Origin of the sequence: Nostoc sp. (assembly GCF_036917555.1) — a bacterium.
Classification (GTDB): Bacteria; Cyanobacteriota; Cyanobacteriia; order Cyanobacteriales; family Nostocaceae; genus Nostoc.
Window position 1 is genome coordinate 129554 of record NZ_JBALDD010000037.1, and the last position, 23085, is coordinate 152638.

The window sequence follows — 23085 nt, forward strand, 5'->3', positions numbered from 1 at the left end:
TTATTATGAGGAAAATCCTAATTTTTGCTGAACAGGTATTCACAATTGTGAGCTTACTGATGTATTCAGGGGCAATTTTTGTTGTTGTACTGTCAGGAGGAGCAGGACAACAGGATTTAGTAGAATATGATAGCTCTTTGATTCGGATTATTTATTCTTTAATCTACGCAGTTACCTTAGTACTACTAGTTTTGCGTTGGAAGAAAACTCTTTATTTCCTTAGTAAAGGCTTTTGGCTTTATTCTTTAATTTTATTATCGGCTGTTTCTATTATTTGGTCTTTTGAACCATCAACAACATTAAAAAATAGTTTTGCCCTCATTAATTCCAGTTTATTTGGATTATATTTTGCTTCGCGATATAGCTTAAAACAGCAGTTACATTTACTTGCTTGGAACTTTGCAATTATTATAATACTTAGTTGCGTTTTTGCTATAGCCTTGCCTCAATACGGGATACAGCATGATTTGGGCAGCCCAAAGTGGCGTGGAGTATTCACGCACAAAAACGGTCTGGGAGCAAGAATGGTAACGAGTAGTATGACTTTTTTGATCCTTGGTTATCAACATCAAAGACGTAATTGGCTTTTTTGGGGTGGGTTTTGCTTGTCAGTACTACTTTTACTGCTTGCATCTTCAGGTTCATCTCTAATTAATCTATTAATTCTAATATTGGCATTTTTTGCTTTTCAAATTTGGCGCTGGCCATACCAGTTCATGGTACCAACTTTAATAATGATAGCTACTATTAGCCAAGGTTTATATTTTTGGTTGTCTAACGATGCTGATATCCTATTCAGTGCAATTGGGAAAGATGCGACACTGACTGGTCGAACAGAGTTGTGGCCATTAGTAATTGATAGGATTTGGAAACATCCTTGGCTTGGTTACGGTTATGGTGGATTCTGGCAAGGATGGAATGGCGAATCTGCCTATATTTGGCTCGCAGCTGGATGGACGCCAACCCACCCCCACAATGGCTATATGGCTCTTTGCCTAGATTTGGGTCTTTTAGGGTTAGGAGTATTCTTTTTAGGATTTTGGCGCAGTTATCTGCAAGGATTTGCTTGGGTGCGTAGTAGTAAAACAGCATTTGATATTTGGCCACTTATACACATGACATTTATACTCTTATCTAGCCTCACTGAGTCTAACTTAGTGGAATCAAATAGTTTGACTTGGATACTCTATGTGGCGGCATCTTTCTCAGTCAGAATGTAAAGATGAAGCAAAAATCAGATAATTAATCAATATAATTGTAACCAGCTAGTAACAGTAAAACTGATAGCTATTATGATGTAGACATGCATATTTATTGTTCAACCCAGTTTTGCCAAGTATGAATATAGGTTCCATAAATAAGGTATATTTTAAACTTGACAAGTGAGTGTTTTACTAAAGTAACGTTTCACATTTGCCCTGCCTTATGACCCATAAATTCAGGGTTTCGACCATTGTTCTGAGTGAGTGAATAATTACTTACTAAACTAATTAAAAATTGAAATTATTATGGTATCACCGAAAAAAGTACTAATTATCGTTGAAAATCTCCCAGTTCCCTTTGATAGACGGGTATGGATGGAAGCAACTACTTTGCAAAAAGCTGGGTATGAAGTTAGTGTAATTTCACCTACAGGTAATGGCTTTGAAAAAGATTACGAAATTATTGAGCAGATTCACATTTACCGCCATCCTCTACCACCGGAAGAAAGTTCTGTCATTGGCTATCTCCGAGAGTACAGTTGGGCGATTAACTGGCAATTCCGTCTAGCTCAAAGGGTATGGCGAGAACGTGGTTTTGATGTCGTACATATTTGTAATCCGCCCGATTTACTTTTCTTGGTAGCAGCATGGTTTAAATTATTTCATGGTATATCTATTATCTTCGATCATCATGACCTCAGTCCGGAAATGTATGAAGCTAAGTATCGGCGGCGCGATATTTTTTATCATGGATTACGCTGGGCTGAACGCTTGACCTATGCCACAGCAGACATGGTAATTTCAACGAACGAGTCACACCGAGAGGTAGCTCTTAACCGTGGGCACAAGAAACCAGAGAAAGTATTTGTAGTTCGTAGTGCGCCGGATCTTTCGCGCTTTCGCCGAATGCCTCCAAACCCCAATTACCGTAGAGGTAGAAACCACTTGATAGGTTACATGGGTGTCATGGGAGAACCAGAGGGTATTGATTATCTTCTAAGAATGGTATATTACATTGTCCACAAAAAAAATCGCTCTGATATTCACTTTATGCTAATTGGCAGTGGACCTATGGCAGAAAAGCTCAAGGACTTATCTAAAGAGTTAGAAGTGAATGAGTTTGTAGAATTTACAGGGTTTAAGCAAGGTGAAGAACTCTTAGAGCGGCTTTCCAGCTGCGACGTGTGTGTAGAGCCTTCTCCAACATCTGCTTATAACGAAAACTGCACCATGAATAAAATCCTTGAATATATGGCAATGGGAAAAGCAATTGTCCAGTTTGATTTGCGAGAGGGAAGACGTTCTGCACAAGAAGCGTCTCTTTATGCCAAGCCTAACGATGAGGTGGAATTTGCCGAGAAAATTCTGGAACTTCTAGATTTTCCTGAACGTAGAGAAAAGCTTGGATCTGAGGGGCGACGCAGAATGGAGGAAATTCTTGAATGGCAATATCAAGCTCCAAAACTGTTAGATGCTTACGATAAAGTTTGGCAAAGTAGGTAGCTACTTTAACTTTCAGAATTACTATACTAACTAACTGGATTGAGTAATGAGTAGATGCTTATAGTCAAAAATTATAAATTGAACTAAAGGTCGAGTTTTTTACTTGATTTTGAAATTTTGGCCTTGGCTAAGATAATTGATCTGACAAGGAATATAGCCGTATAATATCGAAGTAAAAAATCAAGCCTTTGATAATCCAGAGATAAATTTGAATAATGGTTGATAGCTAATGCAAAAAATTTTAATTGAACGTCCTGTTACTAAAGGGTTGATTTATGGGACAGCAGTTATAGTTAGGACGTAGTTAACTCATCTCAAATCCCAAAATTAACAAATTTTTTGCTCAATAAAAGTACACAGACCACTGTTACACATTTGCACAAAATGGGGACTAAATTTTTAACTTAAATACTCGATACGACAAGACAGTTCAGTTAAGTATTTCTTGCTCATTTGTCTTTGCGTCTTTGGCAGTTCGTTAAAAAAATGATTTTGATAAAGAGTTAAGCCTTAACTGAACCGTATTGGTCTATACTATATTTTATATTGTAAAATTATACATAATCAGTATTGTCAATTGCACTGGTTTATGGCTGTTCTAAGTCAATTTTTAGTTTCTTGCTTAAGACCTGTACTTTGGAAGATTTATGTCAGAAAAATCTATGGAATCTAGAGAATCTATTGATTTAGACCTTAATCGTTACTTATTGATATTGAAACGGTGGTGGCTACCGGCTATCAGTATATTTGTGGCGACAGTTATTCTAAGTGCCATATCTACAAAATTTCTGAAGCCAGACTATGAAGCAGAAGGAAAACTGTTATTCAGAGTTCCCAGTTTTAAAGTAGCAGGCAATAATCTTTCCCCTGGTACCTCTGAAGGAGGAGACTCAGGAGATTTGAAACCATTGGTAGCAACTCAAAATCCCATAAGCAGTCAGATAGAAGTTATTTCTTCCCCAGCTTTATTGCAACGGACAATAGACAAGTTACAACTTAAAGACAACGATGGTGAACCTCTGGAGGTGAAAGAACTACTAAAAGTCCTGAACCTAAAAATTGTTGGTGGGACAGATGTATTACGTATTGCTTATAGAAGTCACAATCCTGAAGAAGCAGCGGCAGTAGTCAACACAATTATGAGGTTTTATTTAGAAAATGATATTCTGACAAATCGCTCTGAAGCAGGAGCAACTCGTCAGTTTATGGCCAAGCAACTTCCTACAACTCAAGCTGCTGTTGACAATGCAGAAGTAGCGCTACGTATATTTAAACAAAAGCATCAGATTGCAGATTTATCAGAGGAGACAAAGTCAGCTGTTGCGACTATTGGAAATCTAGACAATGAGATGAATACTGTCAAAGCTCAACTGGATGAGGTAAATGCCCAAACCAAAGAACTGCGGCAGAAAGTAGAGCTAAATTCTCAGGAAGCGATCGCTGTGAGTGCCCTTAGTCAGTCACCAGCAGTACAGGGAATTCTTACACAACTCCAAGAGACTGATCGGCAGTTAGCGGTTGAACGCAGCCGTTTTCTAGATGACAATCCAATAATTATTAACCTAGAAGCAAAAAAAGCTAATTTAAAATCTCTCCTGCAACAGCAAGTTGGGCAGACTATTGGCAATCAAACACAAGTTCCTCAGAGCCTATTGCAGATTGGAGAACTCAGACAAAGCCTGATACAAAACTTTTTGCAATCAGAAATACAACGTTTTGGTTTAACTCAAAGACTCTCCTCTCTATATAATTCTCGTGTCAAGTACGAACAGCGGGTGAAACTCATACCCCAGCTGGCACAAAACCAACGAGAGTTGGAACGGAAAGTTGAAGTTGCAGAATCAACCTATCAAACTCTATTGAAAAAGGTTCAAGAGCTACAGTTAGTTGAAAATACAAATACACCTAGTTCCCGGATTATTGCTCAGGCTTTAGTGCCCGAAGATCCTACATTAACCAAAACAATAATTGTTTTGGTCTTAGGAGTCATGTTCGGTTTGTTTTTTGCTACCACAACTGTACTTTTTCTGGCGATGAGAGATAGATCTCTAAAAACACTTAAAGAAATTAGAGATGTATTTAGATATACTTTGCTAGGAATTGTTCCTTTGTCTGTTAAAAAGCTTCGTTCCCGTTATTCAAATGCAGAATCAATATCTCAAACAATTGCTGTCAGGGATACTCCCCACTCTTTAACGAGCGAAATATACCGGATGATTCAAGCAAATCTGAAATTCTTAAGTTCAGATAATTTGCTCAAAACCATTGTGATTACTAGCGCAGTTCCTAAAGAAGGTAAGTCTACAGTTTCAGCTAATTTGGCAGCAGCGATCGCTCAACTAGGACGTCAAGTTTTACTAATCGATGCAGATATGCGAGTTCCTTCTCAGCATCATCTCTGGCAACTAACCAATGAAGTTGGTTTGAGTGAGGTTCTTGTAGGTCAAGCTGAATTTGACATTGTCGTATCTAGGGTAATGGACAACCTTGATGTTTTAACTGCTGGAGTTAGACCTCCCAACCCACTTGCTTTGCTTGACTCAAAACGGATGGCATCACTCATTGAGAATTTCTCATCTCAGTATAAATATGACTTTGTAATTATTGATGCCCCTCCACTACTTTTGGCAGCCGATGCTTTGACTTTAAGCCAAATGACTGATGGTATTTTGTTAGTAGCACGACCTGGAGTAATTGATTCCAACAGTGCTAATGCTGCTCAAGAGATATTAGAGAGATCCAATTACAACGTTCTAGGTTTAGTAGTCAATGGAGTCATTGATAAAAATGAATCTAGTAGTTATCGATATCATTCTCACGAATATTTTAAACCAAGAGAGTTGACAAAAGAGTTTAAGGGACTGGCGAAGAAATAAAGCTTCAAAAAAATTAATTATTTTAGGAGCTAGATCAAGTTCGGATAAATATTTATTAATAAATACTGACGCAAAGACGCAAAAAGTTTTAAATAATAAGTAATTAACCGTACTTAGAATTATATAGCGCTCCTATATCTGATAAGTTATATCTTCATCAGTATAGGAAACGCTATATTAAGAGCTATAGATAATTTTTAGGATGGTAGTCTGATTTGTTTAGGTGTTGCCACTCCAGTTTAATTGGGTTCATTAGGGTTTGCGCTAGCCTTGGAAGTAATATGTGTAACTCAATTCGCTCCATGCACAAAACCTTTTTCATCTAAATATCTCTGGTAGCCGTACATGATTTCAGCATCTCTATTCTTCTTGTTTGTGCGGTGATGCTATTGGGTTTTGTTTTGCCTTGTGGCTCTTCCTGATCCTTCTCCAATTGGGTTGTAGACGAAAGCTCTGTATAAATAAGAACTTTATCATACAACCCAATGCTATCCTTTTAACTACTACCTATTTTCAATTGCTCCTCTATCAGTTGCATAACCGGACACACGAGGATTGCCTAGAAAATCAGTTTTCAAACTACTCCACTTTAAACCACTATTAATTGCCGGACTTGTTGATTTCAATCTAAAGTCACGAGCCGAGGCATTTACAAACTTGGGATCTGCAATCATATCGTGAGATCCTGTAATTTTGATCGTCGAATTATTGGAATAAACATTGTAGTTATAAATGACGTTGACATTTTTCATATTGCTATTCACAGCGTTACCTGGAGAAGCATACATAATGTTATTGAAAATTTTGACATCAGAGGAATAACCCGCATAAATTTCGCCCTTTGCCTTTTTTTTAACTTCTGGACTTTGCTGATTCAAATATGCCGTGTTGTTGATAATATCGATATGCTGACTATCATGGGCATGAATACCTGAACCGCCATTCTTGTAGGTAATATTGTTGGCAATTAAAATCCGTCCTCTATATCCTTTTGAAACATCAACAATAATACCATTACCGTCTGATATCTTTCCGACTACAATCCAAGGAATGTACATTCGATTGTTATAGCTCTTGTTATTAGTCACAAATATCTTGTATCCCTGGTTGTTGTCAGAACTCCAATTATCAAGCATGGAAATGCCACTGGAACCATTAACTGTGTACCAAGCGTTATTGAAAACAGTGTTATTATCCACTTTCACATAATCAGTTTGGATTGCTGAGATACCTGCTCCTCCACAATCATGCACTTTGTTGTTCAGAATATTTATGTGATGAGGATGACTTTTGTCTTCTCCTATGCTTATGCAATTTCCGTTAGTAAGCGGATTTGATTTTTTCTTCTTCTGACTTGACGCATAATCAAGGGTGATATTAGCATTGTTCCCTATGACCTCCAGCCCGTTAATCTCGATATATGAAGCTCTATTTGAAATCGAAATACCATTCCATGTATTGTGCTTAATTTTTGGAAAATGCCCAGGATATGCTTTATATTTAATCCATGCATTTGCAGTTCCAGAACGTTTAATATTTAGTACAGCCCCATCTTTGGGTCTATTCTTGTATTCCCCGTTCATAATAAGTACCGTGTCGCCAGGATTGGTAAGGTTTGCTGCCCTTTGAAGTGTCCTAAAAGCAGATGAGGTAGAAAGCCCGCTATTTCTGTCGTTTCCGTTACTACTAACATAGTATGTTGTCGCAGTTGAAATACGACTGATCAGCTTGCGGTTAGGTAGTGGTATTTTTTGAACAGTGGATGACTGCGGAACATCTTTAAATAAAGACTCTGTTATTCTCTGTCCTTGAACCAGACCTGTTAATGCCCAGGGAAGTACAAAAGATGCGCTCAAACTGAGAAAACCGAAACCATGAATCATCATAGGGAAAAAATAGGGTATGTTGCAAAAACTCAATCGTTAACGGTCAGTAACTCTAGCCTTAGTTAATAACCCAAAATTGGACACGGTCGTATCACTGCCACTTGTAAGTTTATACACGGTTTTATAGGTTTAAACCTGCGCATTTTCGCGTAAATATGGCTGAACCACCTTTTGAGCTTGTGTTCCAAAAAATTGCAAACATCTGATAAAATCACTGAATAAAAAATATCAGTATCCAGAGTTACCCTATTCATGAACACCAAGCAACCGTACAAATGGCGTCATTTCCAATTCGACATCATTCTACTGTGTATACGCGGTATCTGTGGTTAAAATAGTATATCTGTCATCAATTAGTTAATTTACTTAAATAATTCTTATGATAATAAGAATCACTAAATGACTAAAAATAAGTTATAGACTAGTACTTACGGAATCTGCTTTCTAAAATATTCTCATTATCATAAGAAATTCGAGTACCTACAATAAAGATTGCAAAAGCCGATCAATGCACATTAAGAATTTACAGTGAGAGTTATAAAGTTTACAGTATTTCTGTATGGGTAATATTACTTAAAATTATTATAATGACAGATATATAGAAGTGGTCAGATAGCTTAGAACATTGGCAAATCAAAAGAGAGCAGCTGTCGGAGTATTTATAGCAGACTTGTCCTAACCAGTATGACAGCCCCTATAAAACGCAATTTGGAAGAAGCAATGCCTTGTGGAGGGTTTGTTATGTATAACTTGCTTTTGATTAAAGGATAGTGCAATTTTAGGGACGAAGAGGGTTGGCCAACGCCCCCAATTTGCATCTATCTCTTAAACTAGAGTCCGAAAATGTTCAGAAGATTAAGGATAATACCTAGAGGTCCAGTTATAGTGTTTATGGTATCGCCAGTCTTAGCTGAACCAGATCGGTTGACTAGCACAACATCATTATTACGGAGTATAGGATTAGTTTGCTCATTAATCCCAGCGGAGAAATCCACTTTTACTATCCGCTTAGTGACAGAACCATTAGGGTTGAGGCGAATTAAATCAACAGCCTTACTACTAGCTCTGGCATCATTAAATCCGCCAGCAGCCAGTATAGCTTGATTTAAAGAGCTATTCGGCTGAACGTCTGTTAACCCTGGTCTTTTAACTTCGCCGACCACACCAACCTGAATCCGTGTAGGAGACAAAGTAGTGGTAGCTAATTGAGTAGCTTCTGCGGGGTTAATTTCAGTTGCCGTCGGAATAACAATCGTATCTCCGTCTTGCACAATGATGTCTTGATTGGCATCACCACTCTGTAACAGTTGCCAAAGATTAATATCTATAGATTGTTCTGAGCCAGTTCTTGTAGGTCGGCGTAGCTTGAGATTACGAACATCAGCTTGTGCTGTAATTCCGCCAGCTAATTGAATTACCCGTGTCACATTTGGTAAACCAGTGGGGCTGGCAGTGCCACTGTTAGGGGTTACGCCCACTTGGCTATCTGTATTACCTGGGGTGACAAGATACGAACCAGGACGGTTTACTTCACCAATAATTGTTACTGTGCGGGGTGTGGTTTGACTGGCGGCAAAGTTAGCTGCAAATATATTGCGGGATTCTGCTACGTTAAAGTTGGTTGCTGTTGGCACAACTATAGTGTCTCCATCCCGCAAGGTAATATCCTGCGATAAGTTGCCTGTTTGAATGAGTTCCTTCAAATTGAGAGTGACAGCTTGCTCTGAAGAACGTCCTATCTTACGCCGTAATTGAACTTGAGTTACATCCGCAGCTAAAGTCACCCCCTGCGCTGTTGTTAATGCGGCTAATACAGTGGGGTATTGTACGCCTGGATTGTTCCCGGCGCCACCGCTCAAGCTTAGAGTGTAAGCTCCAGGACGTGTCACCTCTCCAGCAACAAAAATATTGATGGGACGAGGCGATAACAGATTAACTGAGATCAAGGGACGTTTGAGGAAGCGAGCATATCTTCTAGCTATTTCGTCAGAAGCTTGTTCAGTTGTTAGCCCTAGTACTGACACACTGCCAATTAAAGGTAGGTTGATTGCTCCACCTGGAGGAATTTGGTATTCACCTGTATATTCAGGTACTTCAAATACATTTACACGGATGAGATCGCCGCCTCCTAATGAATAATTAGTATCTAATTGTGTTTGTATGATTGGTGGTTGTGTAGTTGGTGGTAATGGTTGTCCCTGAGCTAGACTGGCAGATGACACAGCAGCATTGACAGCAGTTAACAAAGCCATACCTACAGCTGGCTGAATTAGGAATTTAGACAAACTTTTGTTAAGCATATTTACCTGAGACTCTGAAACTACAATCAATAAAGTACTGTCTAAACATTTTTATTTTGACTATACCTAAATATTCAAGTTCCCCGACACTCTTATTTTCCTAGAAAAGTGTGATTTTCCGGAGGAAATTTGTTTATAGAACTTAAATTTTTAGTGAAGTTAGCTTAAAGTTAATGTTGCTTGAATAGAGCAATATCAAAAAATATAGGATTTACGCAACTAAACCCAGTTTCTACAAGAAATTGTCTGTTAGCCAACAATCAAGTAGTTACGAATAAAGTTTTCTTGTCAAAGTTAATTTGATGACATTTAAAATCTTCGATGAGTAGTAAGGGATTACTAAAGTTAGGAACAAGTTCTTTAAATAAATACAAATAACCTCAAAAAATGTCAGAATTTTATTTTTTGTGATTGTGTTGGGCAAAGAAAAGTCAAAAAGATAGAATTTTGGGTTTTGTTCTTTAAGCCAGTCAAAAATTTACTATTTGGCAACAAGATTAATTCAATGAGTTGCTTTTTCTTTGGATCTGTTGAATAAAAAATTCTTCTAAGGAGTGACGTGACAAGTTCATGGCGATAATTTTACCTTCCATGAGACGAAGACTGGCAAGAAAATCATAGTAATCATCTTGTAGTGTACCGTGCCAGGAACCATCAGTCTCAAATATGAGAGTGGGTATCCATTTTTTGAGAATTTCCCAGTCACCACCTTGACCTTTGATGTGATATGTGTTATTTCCACCTAAGAGTTCATTGAGGGAACCAGAGCAAATTAGTTTACCTTGAGCGAGGATGGCAATGCGATCGCAAATCTGTTCTACTTCACTAAGAACGTGGCTATTGAAAAAAATCGTCTTACCAGCTGCTTTTAATGCCAAGATAATTTCCCGCATTTGGTAACGCCCCACCGGATCAAGACCAGACATCGGTTCATCCAGAAAAACTAAATCTGGCTCGTTAATTAGTGCCTGTGCCATACCAACACGCTGTAGCATTCCTTTGGAATAGCGACGCAGCTGCTTTTTACGAGCATCGGCTTGCGATAAACCCACTAATTCCAGCAGTTGGGGAATACGTTGGCGTTGGACGCTTTGGGGAATTTGGAATAGCCCAGCAGCTAGCTGCAAAAATTCCCAGCCAGTAAGATAGTCATACAAATAGGGATTTTCTGGTAGATAGCCGATATGTTGCTTAACATTGCGATCGCCTATGGGTTTACCCAACAATAATCCTCGTCCAGAGGTGGGATGAATAATTCCCAGCAACAATTTTAAAAGGGTAGTTTTACCAGCACCGTTAGGCCCCAGCAACCCAAAGGTTTCGCCTTTGTAAACCGTTAAAGAACAGTTTTTGAGAGATACGACTTTTTGATTTAGCCAAAAACCAGTGCGATAGACTTTTCGCAACTCAGAAGTTAGGACTACTGGCGGAGTGTCTGTCGTATTAAGTTGAGAATTAGGGTCATCTGCAACAGACTTCATCTCGGTTAAATTACTATTTATCAGCTTGGTATTAATTAAAAATTACCCGGTAGGCTGATAATAACCATCACCAAGCTGTGTGTCAATTATCGTCAACTGAGGACTGGGGAAGATGGGGCCCCCTCTGGGGATAAGGGGTAATGGGGACTAGGAAGACAAGGGTAGAGTTTTCCCGATGCCCAATGCCCAATATCCAATTTGACTCCTTTCATAGAACTCCCTTAGAACTGGGAATTAAGCCAGCACGTCGGGGATCAGTTTCCACTGCCAGCCGTGTTGCTCTTGCAAAAGCTTTAAATGTCGCTTCAATGATGTGATGGGAATTAATGCCATCCAGTTGCCGAATATGCAGTGTCATCTGGCTATGGTTTACCAAAGCCACAAAAAACTCTCGCACCAGTTGGGTGTCATAGGTTCCTACCCGCTGAGTAGGAATTTGCAAGCCATAGCTGAGGTGAGGCCGTCCAGAAAAGTCTAGCGCTACCTGAACTAAGGCTTCATCCAGTGGTGCAAGAAAATTACCAAAGCGGACAATGCCTTTTCTGTCGCCTAGTGCTTGGTTAAAAGCTTGCCCTAAAGTAATGCCTACATCTTCGTTGGTGTGATGGTCATCAATTTCCCAGTCTCCCTTGGCTTGGACATTGATATCAATCAGACCGTGAGAGGCAATTTGATGCAACATGTGATCCAAAAACGGAATACCTGTTGCTGCGGTGCAAGTTCCTCTACCATCCAGGTTGATGGTAACTTGCACATTAGTTTCGCCAGTGGTGCGGTGAACAGTGGCAATCCGAGGGGTTTGAGTTAAGCGATCGTAGTTTGAATTAATTTTGCTGATTTGCATAGGAAATTGGGTATGGGGAATAGGGCATGGGGCATGGGGAATGAAAAATGGACAAGAATTTTATTTACTAATACTTAATTCCCAATGCCCAATCCCCAATGCCCCATGCCCAAATTATCTTACATTCCCATAATTTCATATCCTGCATCTACATATAGAATTTGTCCGGTAATCCCACTGGACAAATCACTAGACAAGAAAGTCGCAGCGTTGCCCACTTCTATCTGAGTGACGGTGCGTCGTAGAGGAGCTACTTTTTCTACATGATGAATCATATCCAAAATCCCACCCACCGCTGAAGATGCCAAAGTACGGATGGGGCCTGCGGAGATGGCATTCACGCGGATATTTTGTGGTCCTAGTTCAGCAGCCAGGTAACGCACACTCATTTCTAACCCCGCCTTGGCAATTCCCATAACGTTGTAGTTGGGGATTGCCCTAACACCACCTAAATATGTCAGGGTGACGATGCTACCTCCCTCTGTCATCAAAGATTTAGCTGCACCACTTAACTGCACTAGTGAGTAGGTGCTGATTTCTAAGGCGGTGTTGAAGCCAGAACGAGAGGTTTGGCTAAAATCTCCACTCAAATCGTCTTTGCTAGCAAAGGCCAGACAATGGATCAGAATATCTAGCTTTCCCCACTGTTCGCGGATTGTCTCAAAGGTAGATTTAATTTGTTCGTCATCTTGGACATTACAGGGAAGAAATAAGCTGGGGTTAAGAGGTTCTACCAATTCCGCGACTTTTTTCTCCATCTTGCCGCGTTCATCCGGCAGGTAGGTTATACCCAGGTTTGCTCCGGCTTTGTGCAACTGTTGGGCAATGCCCCAGGCGATCGAGCGGTTATTTGCAATACCTGTAACAAGGGCATTTTTTCCAGTCAGATTTAGCATAGAAATTGTTAATGCGATCGATCATTAGGAGCATACTAGAATCTAAGGCACGTTTAGTCTTTGTTTTATACAGGATTGACAAAAATGAATATTGCTAAGGGTGTTTGCTGTGAGAAAAATCTTGATTTTTTATAAAGATATTCTCAAGATATCTTTATTTGTTCTTCAAAAAACCTTTTGAATACAGCTATTGGAACTACTTATCAACAATTAGTAGCTGAAAGGATCAACAATTATGTATCATTATAAACAAAGAGTTATGAAGAGATTAGTTTGAGTATAGGAAAGTACAGAAAGGTTGACGGTGCTTTATTCATTTTTCAGGTGTATTCTTAGGTAATCAGTTTTTGTTTTTCCGGCATTGGGTAGGGGAAGGGAGATGATTGTGACACAAGATAAAGCCCTAGCAAATGTTTTTCGTCAGATGGCGACCGGGGCGTTTCCGCCAGTTGTGGAAACGTTTGAACGCAATAAAACGATCTTTTTTCCTGGCGATCCTGCCGAACGAGTTTATTTTCTTTTGAAAGGTGCTGTTAAACTTTCCAGGGTGTACGAGGCAGGAGAGGAAATAACGGTAGCGTTACTGCGGGAAAATAGTGTTTTTGGTGTATTGTCATTGCTGACAGGAAATAAGTCAGATCGGTTTTACCATGCGGTTGCATTTACTCCTGTGGAATTACTGTCAGCACCAATTGAACAGGTGGAGCTAGCACTCAAGGAAAATCCAGAATTATCAATGTTAATGCTGCGAGGTCTGTCTTCGCGAATTTTACAAACAGAGATGATGATTGAAACTCTTGCTCACCGAGATATGGGTTCTAGGTTAGTGAGTTTTTTGTTAATTCTTTGTCGAGATTTTGGCGTTCCTTGTGCGGATGGGATCACTATTGATCTGAAGTTATCTCATCAAGCGATCGCAGAGGCAATTGGTTCAACTCGTGTTACCGTTACTAGGCTACTGGGGGATTTGCGTGAAAAAAAGATGATTTCTATCCACAAAAAAAAGATTACTGTGCATAAACCTGTTACCTTAAGTAGGCAGTTCACATAAAAGCAATTGGAGAAAGGGGAGTTGGCACGTGTTGTGTTTTGAAAAATGACACTAATGGCTAGAGGGAAATCTAAAATTGAGCAATTTCAGCTATTGCCAATCTCCACTTATCCACAGACAATGGTTAAAAGTAGTAGGCTGTATCTGGAAGGATTTCGGTAGCTAAAGATGACCACCGGATACATCCTCATCGCAGCAATTTTAATTCTGGGAGGCGTAATTGCAACCGTGGGCGATCGCATCGGCACACGAGTTGGCAAAGCCCGCCTCTCACTTTTTAACCTTCGTCCGAAAAACACCGCCGTACTAGTAACAATTTTTACTGGTGGTTTAATTTCAGCATCAACATTAGGGATTTTATTCGCTGCTGACGAAGGCTTGCGAAAAGGAGTCTTTGAGTTAGAAGATATTCAAACAGACCTCAGACAGAAGCGGGAACAGCTAAAAACCGCAGAAACTCAGAAAAGTCAGGTAGAGGGTGAGCTAAACCAAGCAAGAATTGCCCAAGCAAAGGCACAACAAGACTTGCAGGCAATTAATCAATCCTTGCAGGCGGCAAATGCCAAACAGAGGCAAACGCAAGCCCAGTTAAACCGCACCATTAGTCAACAAGCCCAAACCCAAACTCAACTCCAACGCACTCAAGGTCAGCTAGATCGGGTTGTAACTCAATATCAAAAAGCCATAGCTGAATTGCAAAGTGTTTACAACCAGAGAAAGGAACTCCAGGCGGCAGTTGAACTACTGAAGACAGAACGTCAACGGCTTTATGCGGAAGCGAAAAAAGCCATTGATGAAGCCAAAACAGCAATTGAAAAACGCGATCGCGAACTTGCTAACCGTCAAGAAGCTATAGAACAACGCGATCAAAAAATTTCCCAACTGGATCAACTAATTCAAAAGCGTAATCTAGAAATTACAGCGCGAGAGCAAGTGATTGCCAAACGGGAATCGCGCCTCAAGGAATTGGAAGCACAACAGGAGGAACTAGAACAGGAAGTTGCTAGGCTAGAAAAATATTATCAGTCCTACCGGGACTTGCGTTTGGGTAAGCTGGCCTTAGTTCGTGGTCAAGTTCTGTCTGCTGCTGTAGTTCGTGTTACTCAACCTGCTGCTGCTCGTCAGGCAGTGGTACAACTTTTACAAGAAGCCAATCGCAACGCCAACCTTGAATTAAGCGAGCCTGGTGCAAATCCGGCAAATGTAGAACTGCTGCGCGTGACCCAGGATAGGGTCGATCAATTAAGCAAGCAGATTGAGGATGGTAAAGAATACGTCATGCGAATCTTCTCTGCTGGTAATTACGTCAGGGGAGAAAAGCAAATAGAATTTTTCGCGGATACAGCCCAGAATCAACTGGTTTTTTCGGGAGGCGCGGTGCTAGCCACGACCACTGCTGATTCCAAAACCATGACATCTTATCAGTTACAGCAGCGGCTAGAAATATTGATTTCTGCTTCCCAATTTCGGGCTCGTAATGCCGGAATTGTTGAAAATGTGCAAGTAGAGGGGACTTTTCTGCGCTTTGTCAGCCAATTAAGACAGTATAATCAACCCTTGGAGATCAAAGCGATCGCAGCAGAGGATACTTATACAGCCGGGCCATTGAGAGTAAAATTAGTGGCAATAGTTAACGGAAAAATTATTTTTAGTACTTAAAAAATTATTTGCACACTGTTATTAGTAAAATTTAAACATATTGAACAGCAGTCAAAATAGTTGCTGTAATTACATTTATTCTCTACGAGATGCTACGTCAATATTTCTAATTTTTAATTTTTAATTTATTATGAATTTCCGTGAATTTTCACCAAGGCAACCAGTCATCTTGGGGTTTGATCCAGGTCGAGATAAGTGTGGTTTAGCGGTGATGGGACTGGATCGGCAACTGTATTATCATCAAGTCGTGCTAGCAAAAGAGGCAATCGCTACCATTGGGACACTGCGTCAAAGGTTTCCGATTTCTTTGATGGTCATGGGCGACCAAACTACAGCCAAACAGTGGAGACAGAAATTATATCAAGAATTGACAGAACCGTTGAGTATTATTTTAGTGGATGAACGCTACACAACCTTAGAAGCACGCGATCGCTATTGGCAAATGTTCCCGCCCAAAGGGCTAATCAAGCTATTACCACAGGGTCTACGACAGCCACCAAGACCCATAGATGACATTGTTGCCATCCTCTTAATCGAAAGATACCTAAGTCGCCTCACTGAATCAGCAACCAACCAATTTTAGATTTTTTCTTCAATCCAAAATCTAAAATCCAAAATCCAAAATTAAATAACTCCTAAGTTTTAAAGTTCCGCCCGAATTGTAAAAGCATAGTCTCCTCCAGGCTCTAGCTGGTAATCTTGTTGCTCCAAGAATCGACCGAGGGGTTCTTTGATTAAGGCGCGACCTTGGGAAGGCTTGACGGCAAGTTCTCCCCGGCGAAAATGCCACTGGAAATGCCACTCAAACTCACCCGCACTCACTTCACCCTCAAGAAAGCCGTGTTGCCAGGATTGGCGGGTAATTCTGACATGGGCAATGGTTTCTGGCAGACGTTTTGCACTCACAATGCTTTATGTCAAGTGTGGAATAACAGCCGATAATGTAGGCTACTTATTTTATTTATCAAACATATCTTAATTAGACAAACTGACAAAGTGGGTATTTTGTAGTTGACTAAGTTGTGTTTATAAGCAAGATGACTTCAGTATCCTGAAGTTGCACGTCACCTATAGCTTACCCCTATGGGAAAGCAAACTACGCATAGCGTCTTGTACAGAAGCATTCTTCAGTCTTAGAGCATCACAGTTCATCGTACAGATTAGAAAATAAATCAAATGAAAAATGCTAATTTTTCCGTTGCTTTTAGCGATCGCATTTCAACTACTGGTACATTTGAGCAATCGTTCCCATTGGCAATGTGAAGCAGTCTCTAGGGTAAATACCCAAATTAGCAGCGTCCAACCCTCCTGTCACAATTGCGTCACTGAAGGTCTTTGTTGCGAAGCCCACAGTATATCTATACCGCAAGATAGCTGTTTTTTGAATCTATATGTACTCTAAAAGTTGGGCAAAAGTATCTGAAGTATACAATAAATTAAAAACTACAGATAAAAAGGTTTCGTGACTTACGTATAGACGCTTGTACGATCGGGCAGTGCTGCAAGAACAACTATGTTGAACAGCAACGCTTAGAAAAACAGCGGCAATGTCTAGTGGAGTCTTCAGAAGAAACTAAATAAGCTGCTTTTTATAAGTTAGTAGTACTAAGTGCATTTTCCGAAACAACTTTATAGATTTTGGTATTTTTTTCGTTTTTACTGCCTAAATAATTTGTCAATAATGATTTAGGTATAACTATTATTTATTACTATTTGTGTAATGCTCAATTCCCTAACTCAAGTAAGATGTGCGCTTACTATTCAAATCGATATTATATTTATAAAATGTAAGTAAATTTCAGTTTACGTAACGAGGTAAGTAATGGCAATTAAATTGAAAGTTCCGGATATTAAAGGTGATGAGTGCGCCAAAAAGATAACTAAATCTATTCTGACTATGGAATCTGATGCCAAAGTAGACGTGAACGTTGATACTAAAACTGTAACTGTAGATGCTGCAGCTTCTGAAGAGTCAATTAAACAGATGGTTCAATCTGCTGGTTATACTATAGAGGGCTATTAATTATTTCCTCTAAATTTTTTAATGAATTTAGAGGAAATAATTTAGCCAGCACAATTGTTTAATGGTATTTACGTCCGTTTCACGGGCGTAAATGTTAATAAATTACTCTAATTAATCGCAACTATTCCTCCTCTGGCAGCATGGCAAACGGATATAAATATTGGTAAACATCAATAATAATTAAATTCACCAAGACCATAATCAAACATGACTTTCAAAAAATTAAATGTTAAATCTCATATTAGTAATCATTATTAGGTAGAAGTTAGAGGCAACGAGGGTTGTCTGTCAAATAACGTGGTATTCTCATACCTAGCAGAAAGAAGAATTACATTCACTTATCCTCAATTCTAAGTACTAGGGAGGATTTATGATGAATAACTAACTGATAGATAATTGGGGCAGAAAGCTATAGCTAGAAGCATGGAAACCAAACAGCTAGGAAAAAGTGGTATCTTTGTGAGTTCGATCGGTTTGGGTGGTATGCCCATGTCAATTTCTAATCGCCCTCCTGAATCGCAATCAATCCAAGTTATTCATCGGGCTTTGGATCTGGGTATTACATTTATTGACACTGCCGATGCTTACTGCAAAGATGAGTCAGATAAGCACCACAATGAGCAGTTAATTCACGAGGCACTTAGTAGTTACAAAGGCGATGTTAGCCAAGTGATTGTAGCAACTAAGGGCGGGTTGATGCGTCCTAATGGCAGCTGGACAAGCAACGGTAACCCAGAACATTTGCGCCAAACAATTCGAGTCAGTTTTGAGGCGTTGGGTGGTGCTAAACCTATCGGTGTTTGGCAATACCACTCGCCCGATACAAAGTACACCATTGAAGAATCCCTTGCACCAGTTAAAGAAGCAGTGGAGGCAGGTTTGATTCGGTTTGTGGGAGTTTCTAACTTTTCTGTTGAACAAATTAAGCGGGCGCGGGATGTGGTGGATATTGTCTCGGTGCAGAATCAATACAGCCCTTGGCAACGACAGCCAGAAAATGACGGCGTATTGAAGTATTGCGAACAGCAAGGATTGACCTTTTTACCTTGGAGTCCCTTTGGTGGTAGGCGTCGCCATCAGGATTTGCAGGATATTTCTGCGATCGCTAAGTTAGCTAAAGAAAAAGGCGTGTCGGTGTATAATATCGTTCTAGCGTGGTTGCGTTCCAAGTCGCCTGCTATTTTGCCTATTCCCGGTGCTAGCAAGGTTTCCAGCATTGAAGACTCAACACGTGGTATCAACGTGAAACTATCTGACGAAGAAGTGCAAAAAATTGATCGGGCAACTTAATTATTCGGCATTGCTAATTCAATGTATGAATCTGAGTGTAAAGACGTTGCAATATAACGTTTTTATAAAAATTTTGAAATCACGCAAAATCATTTTTATATCTGAATTTAGCAACGCCAATTATATCAAGTTTGGGTAATTACTTGTAATAAAATCTATCAATGTAGGTTGGGGAGCCACTGCGTTGGACGGGTTTCCCGGCTTATACCCATCCGGGGAAGCAAGCTACGCGCAGCGTCTCCCCTTCTCCCAAAGGGAGAGGCTAACGCCAAGGGAGAAGCAAGTGGCGTTTGAACGGCAGTGAAACCCAACATGAACAAGGATCAAACGTTGGGTTTCGTTCCTCAACCCAACCTACAGATACTATAAGTGTTTAACCGAACTTGATATTATTCCACTGGCTAACGTAGATGTGGTAGAACTTGCCTATAAAAAAGACATGATATTAGAAACACACCGTTTGCTAATGCGTGATTTTGTAGAGACAGACTGGCAGGCGGTTTTGACATATCAATCCGATTCTTTGTATTTGCGTTATAACTACTGGACACAACGCACACAAAGCGATGTTTGCGAGTTTATCCAGATATTTATCGATTGGCAAAAAGAGCAACCTCGGACTAAGTTTCAGTTAGCTGTTGTCCTCAAAGAAGAAAATCAGCTGATTGGCAATTGTGGTATCCGTGTAAATGACCCAGAAATGCGGAAGCAAATATCGGCTATGAACTAAATACTCAATATTGGGGACAAGGTTATGCAACAGAAGCTGCACAGGCAATTTTAAAGTTTGGCTTTGAAGAACTGGGAATGCATCGTATCTAGTCTTGGTGTGTTTCAGAGAATGTTGCTTCTGTAAAGGTATTAGAAAAAATTCGTATGCGTCGTGAAGGTCATCTGCAGGAAAAAGAGTTAATCAAAGGCAGATGGTACGACAACTTTCTTTACGCTATCCTTGAGCATGAGTGGAAAGCGAACTAATATTGCTTCTATGAGCTACCTCAGAGACAATATCGTAAATTACTGAGAAATTGAGGATAAGACAAGTTCAGAGGGTCGCACAAATGACCAACACTATCCTCAATTTCCAAACAGCTACGGGACACGAAGTATTAGTAGTAGCTGGTAAAAAATATCTCCGTTCTGGTGGATGAATAGCCACCGATAAATTATTTCAGTGTAATTAAAGGCAGAGGTCTACTCACTTTATTTGGAGAAGATATTGCACTTGAACCTGGTGTTTTTGTCTCTATATTTGCTAATGCACCTCATGCCTTAAAAGCTGAAGAAAACCTGACATTTTTACTCACCCTATCTGAGAAAGTCGCAGATAAAAATTAGTTAATCATGGAGTCTAAAAAAATGCGATCGCTACTTTTAACTTTTGCTCAAAATTTAAATTTATCTGAAACTCAGTTGGAAGAAATACTATCACAGCCTCTAACTAAAGTTCTCAATTCATCTGAATTACAGCAAGAATTAAACAGCTTAGATACCAATTTACTTAAGGAAACTTTACCCACCGCAGGAGGAGTTTTAGCTAAGGAATTACCACCTTTTTATAACTGGCTAAAAAATGAGTTGGGAGTCAAGCGGGTTCCTGATAGTCCCGATCACACAACAACATGGGTAATTGGTTTCGTCCATAATCAAGAAAGTTTAACTCATTTAGTTGAGTTACACCGTCCAGTACCTCGTCTGGCTTTAGAAGCTTCTATTCCCTGCTTGGTAAAGATATTTGAAGGTGTCCAAGATGTCCAAGTTCGGCAGGAATGGCAAAAAGCGATCGCAGCTCTATGTCTAGTTTTAGTTGTTGCTGCACGCGAACAGGATAGAGTCGCTGTAGCAGTCTGAATTGCTGTCTCCCGCGTGTAAGGGCGCACAGATGTGCGCCACTACTAATCTATATCTCCAGAAGCGATCGCATCTAATTTCTCAACATCAAGGATCATAATCGTCCCACCCCGGCGATAAGCAATTACTGACTTGAGACTTTTAATTAACCGCACGCATTCTTCGTAAGTAATGCCACTACTTCGAGCCATCCGATAATAAGATAATTTGACTTTTAAACATTCACCTTGGTAAGTAGATTCAGTTCCTGATGCGGCAGCAAAATATTGAATTAATCTTGCAAGGCGAACAATAGCTCTTTCAGAAACTAATCCGTGGACTGTTTCATGTAATTGCTGAATCCGACTGTTAAAAACCATCAGCATTCGTAAAGCGATTTCAGGATTTTGACCAATAGCTTTTAATAAAGCATCTCGCTCTACAGTGAGAATTTCACAATCAGATTCAGCAGTGACAGTTGCCGGAGAAATTCCATTTCCCAACAAAGCCGGAGCCGCAAAAATTTCTCCAGCAGCTATGGCGCGGAGAATTGTTTCTTTCCCCGTTTTTGCTGTTTTGGTAACTTGAATTAATCCACTGACAACAGCGTAGAGTTTTGCTGGTAAGACATCGCCTTCATGGAGAATAATCTCTCCTTTCCGATAGCCTTGCACCTGAGTGTAAGGTTGCAAACTGATCTTCTCTGCTGTTTCTAAACCTGCAAACACGATAATTTGCGAAAGTTGTTCCAGGGATGCCTGCATGATTAGCCCGATATTGCAAAGGCTGGACGATGATTAATCCAAGGGTTAGCCGCTTCTAATTGTGCTGCTAGGCTGATGAGTGTGGCTTCAGCGGCAGGTTTACCAATTAGCTGCACACTCATGGGTAAACCCTTACTATCAAAGCCTACAGGAATTGCGATCGCAGGTTGTCCAGTTGCATTTGCAGGCGGACAAGGGGCAACCCACTCAATAATATTTTGGAATGTCTCTTCTGGACTCAGCGAAGCCCATTCCCCTATGCGGATAGGTGAATGTAGATAAACTGGCAATACCAGCACATCCACAGTATCGAAAAACGCGACAATCTGCCGTGCTACTACCTGCATTTGGGAAACTGCTTGCAGGTACTGGGCAACAGAACCTGTGCGTGCAAATAGCCAGCGATTTAATGGCTGTAAAGCTTCAACAGGAAGTCCTGATGCAGCTACCCCAGCTTGCCAAACGATTTGAAATGGTTCAACTAAACCACTAAAATCTGGGGATTTTTGTTCAATGTGATGGCCGAGTTGTTCTAATAACTGGACTGTTTGCCAGACACCTTGCTGACAGTTCGCGTCAGCTTCTCCCAAAGGAGAAATGCTAGTGTCAAAGGCAATTCGCAAAGCACCAAGTTTTGTCCCAGTTGCAGCAAGAAATGATGGTTCAGGATCGGGCAACCAGTAAGGATCGCCTGTCATATAGCCAGATATGGTATCCAAAAGGGCAGCAGCATCAGCCACAGTCCGGGCGATCGGGCCGTTGACGGCAATTCCAGCGAGGCGTTCGCCTACGGGTGCTTTACTCACCCTACCTCTGGATGGCTTAATTCCTACCAAACCACAACAAGCCGCAGGCCCCCGAATTGAACCACCGCCATCAGAACCTTGAGCGATCGCGCACAATCCCGCTGCTACTGCCGCCGCTGCGCCACCACTGGAACCACCAGGGGTGTATTCTAAATTCCACGGATTTCGCGCTGGGGGAAAACCCGCAGGTTCGCTGTATGGTAATGAACCTAATTCTGAAGTGGCTGTTTTACCGAGAATAGTAAATCCAGCTTGCTTAATCCGCGTTACAACACCATCATCATAGTTAGGGATACTGTTCAGTAATGCTGGATTTCCATAGGTACAGGTAACACTTGCTACAGCATTGAGGTCTTTAATGGAAATCGGTACACCAAAAAATGGCGGTAGTTCTGAGGTAGTTGTCAATAATTCTGTTTTGGCTTTGGCATCTGCGATCGCTAATTCTGCCGTCACCGTAAAATAACTTCCTAATTGGGGATTTAATTGCCCAATCCGTTCTAAATATATTTCTACCAACTCTAGCGGTGATATTTCCCGGCGACGAATTAACTGCGCCAACTCTAGTGCTGGGGTAAATGCTAAATCAACTTCATTCATAGGTTAGTGAATGGATAATTTTGTCTTTATCTGGGATTTGGAAACTGAAATTGTTACTTTAGCAGGATTTCCGG

Annotated in this window: 18 protein-coding genes and 1 pseudogene; 11 read left to right on the plus strand and 8 right to left on the minus strand. The window is 40.4% G+C overall.

Annotated elements, in window-relative coordinates; all coding sequences use genetic code 11:
• The first annotated feature begins 191 nt into the window (after positions 1-191).
• The 3 genes from V7K60_RS15935 (at position 192) to V7K60_RS15945 (ending at position 5581) form a co-directional block, all read left to right on the plus strand.
• A complete protein-coding gene (locus tag V7K60_RS15935) occupies positions 192-1220 on the plus strand; it encodes an O-antigen ligase family protein (RefSeq protein ID WP_334926827.1) in 1029 nt (342 codons plus the stop codon).
• 288 nt (positions 1221-1508) lie between these two features.
• Positions 1509-2705 (plus strand): glycosyltransferase family 4 protein, encoded by a 1197-nt coding sequence (locus V7K60_RS15940; protein ID WP_334926828.1) that lies wholly within the window; start codon positions 1509-1511, stop codon positions 2703-2705.
• A gap of 647 nt (positions 2706-3352) precedes the next feature.
• On the plus strand, positions 3353-5581 hold the full coding sequence (locus V7K60_RS15945; protein ID WP_334926829.1) for a GumC family protein: 2229 nt from the start codon (positions 3353-3355) through the stop codon (positions 5579-5581).
• A 503-nt stretch (positions 5582-6084) separates the two neighbouring features.
• On the opposite strand, the gene V7K60_RS15950 is transcribed toward V7K60_RS15945, so the two are convergent.
• The 5 genes from V7K60_RS15950 to fabI all read right to left on the minus strand — a co-directional run bounded on the left by V7K60_RS15950 (position 6085) and on the right by fabI (position 12988).
• Positions 6085-7467, minus strand: coding sequence for a right-handed parallel beta-helix repeat-containing protein (locus V7K60_RS15950; protein ID WP_334926830.1), 1383 nt, complete (start codon positions 7465-7467; stop codon positions 6085-6087).
• A gap of 830 nt (positions 7468-8297) precedes the next feature.
• On the minus strand, positions 8298-9767 hold the full coding sequence (locus tag V7K60_RS15955) for an SLBB domain-containing protein (RefSeq protein WP_334926831.1): 1470 nt from the start codon (positions 9765-9767) through the stop codon (positions 8298-8300).
• A gap of 497 nt (positions 9768-10264) precedes the next feature.
• Entirely contained in the window at positions 10265-11248 is a 984-nt protein-coding gene (locus V7K60_RS15960; protein WP_334926832.1) for an ABC transporter ATP-binding protein, read from the minus strand.
• Positions 11249-11456: 208 nt separating this feature from the next.
• Positions 11457-12092 carry an imidazoleglycerol-phosphate dehydratase HisB gene (gene hisB / locus V7K60_RS15965; protein WP_334926833.1) on the minus strand — a complete coding sequence of 212 codons (636 nt, stop codon included), beginning with the start codon at positions 12090-12092 and terminating at the stop codon, positions 11457-11459.
• A gap of 119 nt (positions 12093-12211) precedes the next feature.
• Entirely contained in the window at positions 12212-12988 is a 777-nt protein-coding gene (fabI, locus tag V7K60_RS15970) for an enoyl-ACP reductase FabI (protein ID WP_334926834.1), read from the minus strand.
• 379 nt (positions 12989-13367) lie between these two features.
• Here fabI and ntcA point away from each other — a divergent pair, with 379 nt between their 5' ends.
• From ntcA to V7K60_RS15985, 3 genes are all read left to right on the plus strand, one after another.
• Entirely contained in the window at positions 13368-14039 is a 672-nt protein-coding gene (gene ntcA, locus V7K60_RS15975) for a global nitrogen regulator NtcA (protein ID WP_094347373.1), read from the plus strand.
• Positions 14040-14207: 168 nt separating this feature from the next.
• Positions 14208-15698, plus strand: coding sequence for a DUF3084 domain-containing protein (locus tag V7K60_RS15980; RefSeq protein WP_334926835.1), 1491 nt, complete (start codon positions 14208-14210; stop codon positions 15696-15698).
• 130 nt (positions 15699-15828) lie between these two features.
• Positions 15829-16281 (plus strand): resolvase, encoded by a 453-nt coding sequence (locus tag V7K60_RS15985; RefSeq protein ID WP_334926836.1) that lies wholly within the window; start codon positions 15829-15831, stop codon positions 16279-16281.
• Positions 16282-16340: 59 nt separating this feature from the next.
• On the opposite strand, the gene V7K60_RS15990 is transcribed toward V7K60_RS15985, so the two are convergent.
• Complete coding sequence (locus tag V7K60_RS15990) at positions 16341-16604, minus strand: DUF3146 family protein (RefSeq protein WP_069070640.1); 264 nt, start codon at positions 16602-16604, stop codon at positions 16341-16343.
• 277 nt (positions 16605-16881) lie between these two features.
• On the opposite strand from V7K60_RS15990, the gene V7K60_RS15995 reads away from it, so the two are divergent.
• From V7K60_RS15995 to V7K60_RS16015, 5 genes and pseudogenes are all read left to right on the plus strand, one after another.
• Positions 16882-17100: a hypothetical protein gene (locus V7K60_RS15995; protein ID WP_334926837.1), complete on the plus strand. Its 219-nt coding sequence runs from the start codon at positions 16882-16884 to the stop codon at positions 17098-17100.
• 420 nt (positions 17101-17520) lie between these two features.
• Positions 17521-17721 carry a heavy-metal-associated domain-containing protein gene (locus V7K60_RS16000; RefSeq protein WP_104908368.1) on the plus strand — a complete coding sequence of 67 codons (201 nt, stop codon included), beginning with the start codon at positions 17521-17523 and terminating at the stop codon, positions 17719-17721.
• A 423-nt stretch (positions 17722-18144) separates the two neighbouring features.
• Positions 18145-19011 (plus strand): aldo/keto reductase, encoded by an 867-nt coding sequence (locus tag V7K60_RS16005; RefSeq protein WP_334926838.1) that lies wholly within the window; start codon positions 18145-18147, stop codon positions 19009-19011.
• 466 nt (positions 19012-19477) lie between these two features.
• A pseudogene (locus tag V7K60_RS16010) lies at positions 19478-19833 on the plus strand (GNAT family N-acetyltransferase).
• A gap of 537 nt (positions 19834-20370) precedes the next feature.
• Positions 20371-20862 (plus strand): hypothetical protein, encoded by a 492-nt coding sequence (locus V7K60_RS16015; RefSeq protein ID WP_334926865.1) that lies wholly within the window; start codon positions 20371-20373, stop codon positions 20860-20862.
• A gap of 44 nt (positions 20863-20906) precedes the next feature.
• On the opposite strand, the gene V7K60_RS16020 is transcribed toward V7K60_RS16015, so the two are convergent.
• Both V7K60_RS16020 and V7K60_RS16025 read right to left on the minus strand, forming a co-directional pair.
• Positions 20907-21605: a Crp/Fnr family transcriptional regulator gene (locus V7K60_RS16020; RefSeq protein ID WP_334926839.1), complete on the minus strand. Its 699-nt coding sequence runs from the start codon at positions 21603-21605 to the stop codon at positions 20907-20909.
• A gap of 2 nt (positions 21606-21607) precedes the next feature.
• Positions 21608-23011, minus strand: coding sequence for an amidase (locus V7K60_RS16025; RefSeq protein WP_334926840.1), 1404 nt, complete (start codon positions 23009-23011; stop codon positions 21608-21610).
• Between the last annotated feature and the right edge of the window lie 74 nt (positions 23012-23085).